Here is a 1,571-nt window from a genome sequence, read left to right on the forward strand (position 1 = left end):
ACTGGCAGCACGCGTCGCTGCCCGCCCAGCGCCGGCTGAAGGCCGCCGTCGTCGAGGAGCAGCTCGCCCGCGTCGCCGGGATCACCCGCACCGTCCTGGTCGAGGAGGTGCCGTACCCGTTCGCGGGCGAGGACATGACGCCCCCGCCCGGCCTCGGCTGGCGCACCCGCGTCCAGTTCGCGGTGGAGAACGGCACCCCCGGCCTGCGCCGGCACCGCTCGCACGACATCGAGCCGATCGACGAGTGTCTCATCGCCCACCCGGGCGTCGAGATCATGGGCATCGAGACCAAGCGCTGGCAGGGCGCCAACAGCGTCGAGGGCATCACGTCCGCGGCGACCGGCGACCGGCTGGTGGCGGTCCGCGGCCCGAACCCGCGCAGGATCCGCGTCCCGCACCTGGACGTGCCGGTCCGGCTGATGCGCGGCAAGCCCGAGCAGGGCACCACGCCGCCGTACGTCCGCGAGGAGGTCCAGGGGCGGTTGTTCCAGGTCTCCGGCTCGGGCTTCTGGCAGGTGCACCCGGGGGCGGCGCAGACCCTCGCCGCCGCCGTGATCGACGCGCTGGAGCCCAAGCCCGGCGACATCGCCCTCGACCTGTACTGCGGCGTCGGCCTGTTCTCGGCGTTCCTCGGCGAGCGGGTCGGCCGCGACGGCCTCGTCGTCGGCGTCGAGTCGGACGGCCAGGCCGTCCGCGACGCCAAGTTCAACCTCCGCGACCTGCCGCAGGTCTCGTTCGAGCGCGGCCAGGTCGAGGAGGTCATCGCCGACCTGGAGTTCGGCCGCTCCGACGAGTCCACCGGCCGGGCGCAGAACAAGCGCGCCACCGGCCACCGCCGCGGCTCCCGGATGCGCGGCGCCGACGTCGTCGTCCTCGACCCGCCCCGCCAGGGCGCGGGCCGCGCGGTCGTCGACCGCGTCGCCGCCCTCGCCGGCCGCAAGATCGCCTACGTCTCCTGCGACCCGGCGACGCTGGCCCGCGACCTCGCCTACTTCTCCGAGCGCGGCTGGACCCTGGAGTCCTTCCGCGCCTTCGACGCCTTCCCCATGACCCAGCACGTGGAGTGCCTGGCCACCCTGGTCAGAGGCTAGACCGCGGCTTGACCGGCAGCCTCCTAGTTGCTTTTTGTTGCTGGGTGTTGCCTCGTGTCGCCTGGCTTCCCATGCTCTGCGCGCACGAGTAGCGCACGATCATGAAACGCCGGACGGTCCCCAGGGGCCGTCCGGCGGCTCTCCGGGAAGCCGTAACGCTTTCAGGGGGCCAAGGACGTGAAACGCCCCGCCGGATGTCCGGCGGGGCTTGGCGTGTGGCGCACGCGCTTCGAAGCTAGCCGCTGAGAAGCGAGTCGGTCAGGCGATCCCATCGATACAAGCGGCCGACTCTTTCCTGGCTGACCAGGCACACCGATCGCGCAGTGAACCGTCGCTCCTGCGGCGGTTCAGCCAACGCGTTCAGGACCGGGGCCGCCGACCGGGTGGAGTTGCTGTAGGCGACCGAGACGTGCGGCGTCCACTCCGGCTCGTCGGCGAGCTGGTGGTGCGTGACGGTCTCGGCGACCGCTGCGCGCACGG

Annotated in this window: 2 protein-coding genes; one reads left to right on the forward strand and one right to left on the reverse strand. The window is 72.6% G+C overall.

Features of this window, described 5'->3' with window-relative positions; translation table 11 throughout:
* Nucleotides 1-1,091: class I SAM-dependent RNA methyltransferase (locus AB0J52_RS39830; RefSeq protein WP_500188331.1), on the forward strand; the 1,091-nt coding region annotated here is incomplete at its 5' end.
* A gap of 235 nt (nt 1,092-1,326) precedes the next feature.
* Here AB0J52_RS39830 and AB0J52_RS39835 read toward each other — a convergent pair.
* The coding region (locus AB0J52_RS39835) for a 2'-5' RNA ligase family protein (protein WP_500188332.1) at nt 1,327-1,571 on the reverse strand (245 nt) is incomplete at its 5' end.

It is taken from the genome of Spirillospora sp. NPDC049652, from assembly GCF_040675125.1.
In the GTDB taxonomy this organism is placed as follows: Bacteria; Actinomycetota; Actinomycetes; order Streptosporangiales; family Streptosporangiaceae; genus Spirillospora.